This is a genomic window from Bifidobacterium catulorum (assembly GCF_003129925.1).
GTDB lineage: Bacteria > Actinomycetota > Actinomycetes > Actinomycetales > Bifidobacteriaceae > Galliscardovia > Galliscardovia catulorum.
Genome location: NZ_QFFN01000067.1, coordinates 1 through 4,718, shown reverse-complemented (window position 1 = coordinate 4,718; position 4,718 = coordinate 1). Strand labels below are relative to the sequence as shown.

General features: G+C 66.8%; 4 protein-coding genes. All 4 read right to left on the bottom strand.

What is annotated here, in order from left to right; genetic code table 11:
- Nucleotides 1–194: 194 nt before the first annotated feature.
- Nucleotides 195–1,529, bottom strand: a complete 1,335-nt coding sequence (locus DF200_RS10460) for an ABC transporter permease family protein (RefSeq protein ID WP_109138207.1) — start codon at nucleotides 1,527–1,529, stop codon at nucleotides 195–197.
- Nucleotides 1,530–1,621: 92 nt separating this feature from the next.
- Nucleotides 1,622–2,476: an ATP-binding cassette domain-containing protein gene (locus DF200_RS10455; protein WP_109138206.1), complete on the bottom strand. Its 855-nt coding sequence runs from the start codon at nucleotides 2,474–2,476 to the stop codon at nucleotides 1,622–1,624.
- A gap of 114 nt (nucleotides 2,477–2,590) precedes the next feature.
- Nucleotides 2,591–3,469: a hypothetical protein gene (locus DF200_RS10450; protein WP_109138205.1), complete on the bottom strand. Its 879-nt coding sequence runs from the start codon at nucleotides 3,467–3,469 to the stop codon at nucleotides 2,591–2,593.
- Nucleotides 3,441–4,088, bottom strand: a complete 648-nt coding sequence (locus DF200_RS10445; RefSeq protein ID WP_109138204.1) for an RNA polymerase sigma factor — start codon at nucleotides 4,086–4,088, stop codon at nucleotides 3,441–3,443. Before DF200_RS10445 ends, DF200_RS10450 begins: the two co-directional genes overlap by 29 nt.
- Nucleotides 4,089–4,718: the final 630 nt, after the last annotated feature.

Here is a 4,718-nt window from a genome sequence, read left to right as displayed (position 1 = left end):
ACAACCCCGCCAAACACAACGCGGCTCCCCACACCAGACACACCCCCTCCGTCCGCCGCACGGCGGCCAGCTCCCCCGCCCCGCGGGGGAGCCGATCGGAGGGAGGCCTCAGCAACCGGCTCCCCTCCCGACGGAGGGGAGCTGTCGAACGAAGTGAGACTGAGGGGAGCGCCACGCAGCGCCGACCCCCAATCTCACCGCGCCAGGTCGGCCCGTCGCCCACGCCGCAACGTCACCGCCCACACGACCGCCACGACCGCGATCATCGCCGCCGCCACGGCGATCTCGCATCCGGGTAGACGCGTATGGAACGACAGCACGTTGCCCATCAGGAACGCCTCGCCCAACACCGCGTACACCGCGCAGAACAGGAACACCACGGTCAGCGGCACGACCGCCAGCAACGCACGTACCAATCCGCCGAACCAATGCGCCACCCAGGCGGCGCCCATCGTGAACGTCACCGTCATCACGGTGGCCAACGCCATGACCGCCGCCAGATAGCCGGCGAACGTCCATCCCCCGAACCACGGCGCCACACTCGTGGAGAACACGGGCGTCGCCAGATACGGCCACACCTGCGGCAGCCAGACGGCGGCGAACACCATGGCCAGCGCCACGCAGACGCCCAGCGAACTCAATCCGACGGCCAGCAGCTGCACGCCGGTCACACGACGGCCCGTACGCGACGACCATTGCAGCTGACGGATGTTGCGCTTGCGGTCGGTGACGAACAGGCCCACGGTCAGCACCACCGACATCACGACCGCATAGACGAACATCAGCATCACCATCATCATGGTCGTCTCATACGCGTCCGCGTATTTCTCCAGATATCCGGCGTTCTCGCGTTGCGCATACAGCCTGTCGGCCTGCGCGGCGGCGTTCTTCGGCACCGAAAGCGATGCGACGTCGACGCGCGAACCATCGTCGGGCACGCCCGCCTGCCGGGAAAGGCCCAATGCGTTGATGACGCGTAGCGTGATGACCTCCTTTGTCATGTTCCGCTCGTAGTCGTCGATGGCCCGACGCCGGGCGTCGACGGCATGGTAGTCGGCCAGCGCGGTGATCTTCGAACAGTAGCGGTTCCACGCGTCGTCGTCCTGACCGGCGGCGTCCTGACTGGCGGCGGCATCGTCGGAGCCGTCGCCGGCCGTCACCGTGTCGGAGGGGTGTTCGTCGTCGAAGCCGGACGAATATCCGAGTTCTTCGGCCTTGTCGACGAACGAATCATAATCGGTGATGCCATATGTCGCGGACCGCGGGTCGTTGGCGATCTGACGGTTCAGACCGGCCTTCAGACGCGGCAGGTCGGCCTTCATCGCGGCGACGGATTCGCGGTTGATGACGGGACCGTATTCGTTGATAAGGCTCACGGTGTCGTCGTTGGTGACGTCGGCGGAGGCGTTGAGATTGCCGTATTCAAGCTGGGTGTATGGCACCGCGTACGCGATGGCCGCCACGATGAGCGCGACGACGACGCCGGGGCGCCAGATCTTGCGGAGTTCCTGAAGAAGAAGGGCGAACATAGGGGTTCTTGGTCCTTTCGGCGAAATGATCGGAGAACGATCGAGGATGACCGGGAATGGTCGGGAGGACGGCAGGAGGTGAATCGACCGCGTCAGTCGTGATAGGCGAGCAGGAAGGCGTCGTCCAGACTGGGAGGGACGGGGACGACGACGGCATCATCGTCTTCCAACGGTTCGGGCGAATACACGCGTTTGCGTATCTCGCCGCCGCGTTGGACCACTCCGAGCAACAGCTGCCCGTCATGCAGCGCGACATCCTCCGGCATCTCGTGGATATGTCCTTCGAGCCGCTCGCAGATGGCGGCCGGCGTATCGTTGCAGCGCACGGTGGCGCCATTCAGCATGATGACATGGTCGGCGACGGTTTCGAGATCGGAGACGATATGCGTGGCGATGACCACGATATGATCAGCGGCCAGATCGTGGACGATCGTGCGGAAGCGGGCGCGTTCCTTCGGATCGAGGCCGGCGGTCGGTTCGTCGAACAGCAGGATGCGTGGGCGGTGGACAAGCGCCTGCGCGATGCCGACGCGGCGGATCATGCCGCCGGACAGCGTGCGCATCCTGCGATCCGCCTGGTCGGTGAGATGGACCATGGCGAGCAGCTCGTCGACGCGCGGGGCGATCCGTGCGCGCGGCACGCCCTGGAGCGTGGCGATATAGCGCAGGAAACGACGCGGCGAATGATTCGGATAATAGCCGAAATCCTGCGGCAGATAGCCGATCATGGCACGGTAGCGCTCGCCCATGGCGACGATGTCCTCGCCGTTCCAGCGGATGGCGCCCGCATCCGGGGCGAGCAGCGTGGCGAGCAGTCTGATCAGCGTGGTCTTGCCGGCGCCGTTCGGGGCGAGCAGGCCGTACACGCCGCGTTCGAACGCGAGATTGACGTCGTGCAGGACAAGTCGGCCGGAAAGCTCCTTGCCGACGTGTTCCATCGTAAGCATTATCGGTTCCTTTCGATTGCTGGGACGGTGACGGGAGAGTACGGGAGGGAACGGGAGGACGGGAGGACGGGAGGCCGGGACGGGACGGGAGGCCAGGCCATGCGGACCGGAGGTTTATGCCATGGCCATCGCCGGGACACGTCCACGGCAGTAGGCGTTCAACGACGCGACATAGGCCGCGGCGGCGGCGAGACCGACCGCAAGGCACACGGCCGGGGGCAGGGCGGCGAGCCACGGGGCTACGGAGGCGCGGCACAGCCACAGGACCGCTCCGAGCGCAAGCCACACGGCGGGCGTCACCAGCGCCGAAGCCGGCCACGCGCAATGGCGCTCCACCGCAAGCTGGACGAGCGCGAACACGAACAGCGAGGAGAACGAGACGCCCAGCACGGTAAGGACATCGAGCCGAAGACCCACAAGACCGACGGCCACGCCGAACGCCACGCACATCACGGTGGACATGGCGCCGAGCGCCAGCATCCGCACGGCGGCGATCTGGCGGAACGACCAGCGGCACACACGCAGCAGGTCCAGCATGCGCGCATCGCGTTCGCGCAGCATCATCAGCAACGAGATGGCCATGTGCAGCAGCGGCGAAACCAGGAACACGGCGACCAGCAGCACCGAGGAATGCTGGGCGATCCACAGCGCGTGCCCCTGCATCAGCGGCATCCGCTCCACCACCGCGCGCCCGGCCTCTCCCCCGGCCGACGAAGCGACCGCGGCATCCGCGGCCATCGCACCCTGCAGGCGCTCGGCCCGCGCCGCCCCGAGCAACGCCGCGAACAACGGCATCCACGCCACGGCGCCCATCATCAGCCCGAGGAACACGCAATCCCCCACGCCGAAGAACAATCCACGCAATCCCAGCGCCCGCAGCACATCGACGAGCGACGTCAGCAATCCGGCACGACGCGGCACACCGACCGCCACGATATGCCGTATGCTGCGCTCGCGCTCGGCGTCAGTGGGATAGGGTATCTGCTCGCTCATCGCCGAACTCCTTTCGTATGGTTTTCATCAGACGGAAATACCGGGCCTTCACGGTTGATTCCGACGCTCCGGTCACGGCGGCGATCTCGGCGAAGGTGCGGCCTGCGTACAGATGCAATCGGTAGACCTCCTGCACGGCGGGGTCGAAATCACGCACCCGTCCCTCGATGCGTTCCAGCAGGTCGCGATGCGCCAGCAGGCTCGACGGGTCGGGAATGCGCTCGTCGGCGATGTCGGGCGGCGCGCCTTCCACGCCCACGCCGTCATCCGAACGGGCCATGCCGGATCCTGCGCCGTCCGGCAGCGGAACCGTCGCCACGCCACGTCGGCGTCTCGCATCGATCACCTTGTATGCGGCGATGCGGTACAGCCACGTGGTGAACGACGCCTTCGCCGGATCGTAGGCGGCGAGCGCCCCCAGCATGGCGATGAACGCCTCCTGCGTGAGGTTCATGGCCTGCTGCCGGTCGCCCACCTGTCGCCAGACGAACGCGAACAACGCGTCGTAATGGGCGCGCACCAGCTCGTCGGCGGCCTTGCGAGAGCCTCGGCGCACGATCCGCCGTATCAGCCGCATGTCGTCGGCCGTGGCGCTTCCGTGCCGACCACCGTTCAGCATCCGCACCTCCTTTCGTCTCCTCTCTCCCGAGCGCACCGGTTTCCATCCGGCCGCTCGCGCGCAGCCGTACCGCCCGGCCGACCGCGTTCACCCATATATTCGTGTCGTCGACGTAAAAAGTTGCAGACGACGGCTCCGACACGCCGAAGAATCGGGGTTTGGCGCATTCCAGTGTTCTGCGTCAGCAATTAGTCATCGAATTATCTATATCTACCCCTCAGACCCGCTTTCGCGCCCCAGCTCCCCCGCCCCCGCCGGGAGCCAACCGGATAGGGGACGCAGCAATCGGCTCCCCTCCCGACGGAGGGGAGCTGTCGAACGAAGTGAGACTGAGGGGAGCGCCCAAGAACAACGCAGCTCACCACCAGACAAACCCCCTCAGCCCGCCTCACGGCGGCCAGCTCCCCCGCCCCGCGGGGGAGCCGATCGGATGGACCGCCTCCGGCAACACGGCTCCCCATCCCCGCAGGAAGCCAACCGGATGGGGCCTGAGCAATCGGCTCCCCTCCCGACGGAGGGGAGCTGTCGAACGAAGTGAGACTGAGGGGAGCGCCCAAGAGTGACCTGCGCCCTCCCCACCAGACAAACCCCCTCAGCCCGCCTCACGGCGGCCAGCGCCCCCGCCCCGCG

Coding starts and splice junctions, on each gene's coding strand:
- DF200_RS10460 (WP_109138207.1), bottom strand. CDS start 1,529: ATGTTCGCCCTTCTTCTTCAGGAACTCCGCAAGATCTGGCGCCCCGGC.
- DF200_RS10455 (WP_109138206.1), bottom strand. CDS start 2,476: ATGCTTACGATGGAACACGTCGGCAAGGAGCTTTCCGGCCGACTTGTC.
- DF200_RS10450 (WP_109138205.1), bottom strand. CDS start 3,469: ATGAGCGAGCAGATACCCTATCCCACTGACGCCGAGCGCGAGCGCAGC.
- DF200_RS10445 (WP_109138204.1), bottom strand. CDS start 4,088: ATGCTGAACGGTGGTCGGCACGGAAGCGCCACGGCCGACGACATGCGG.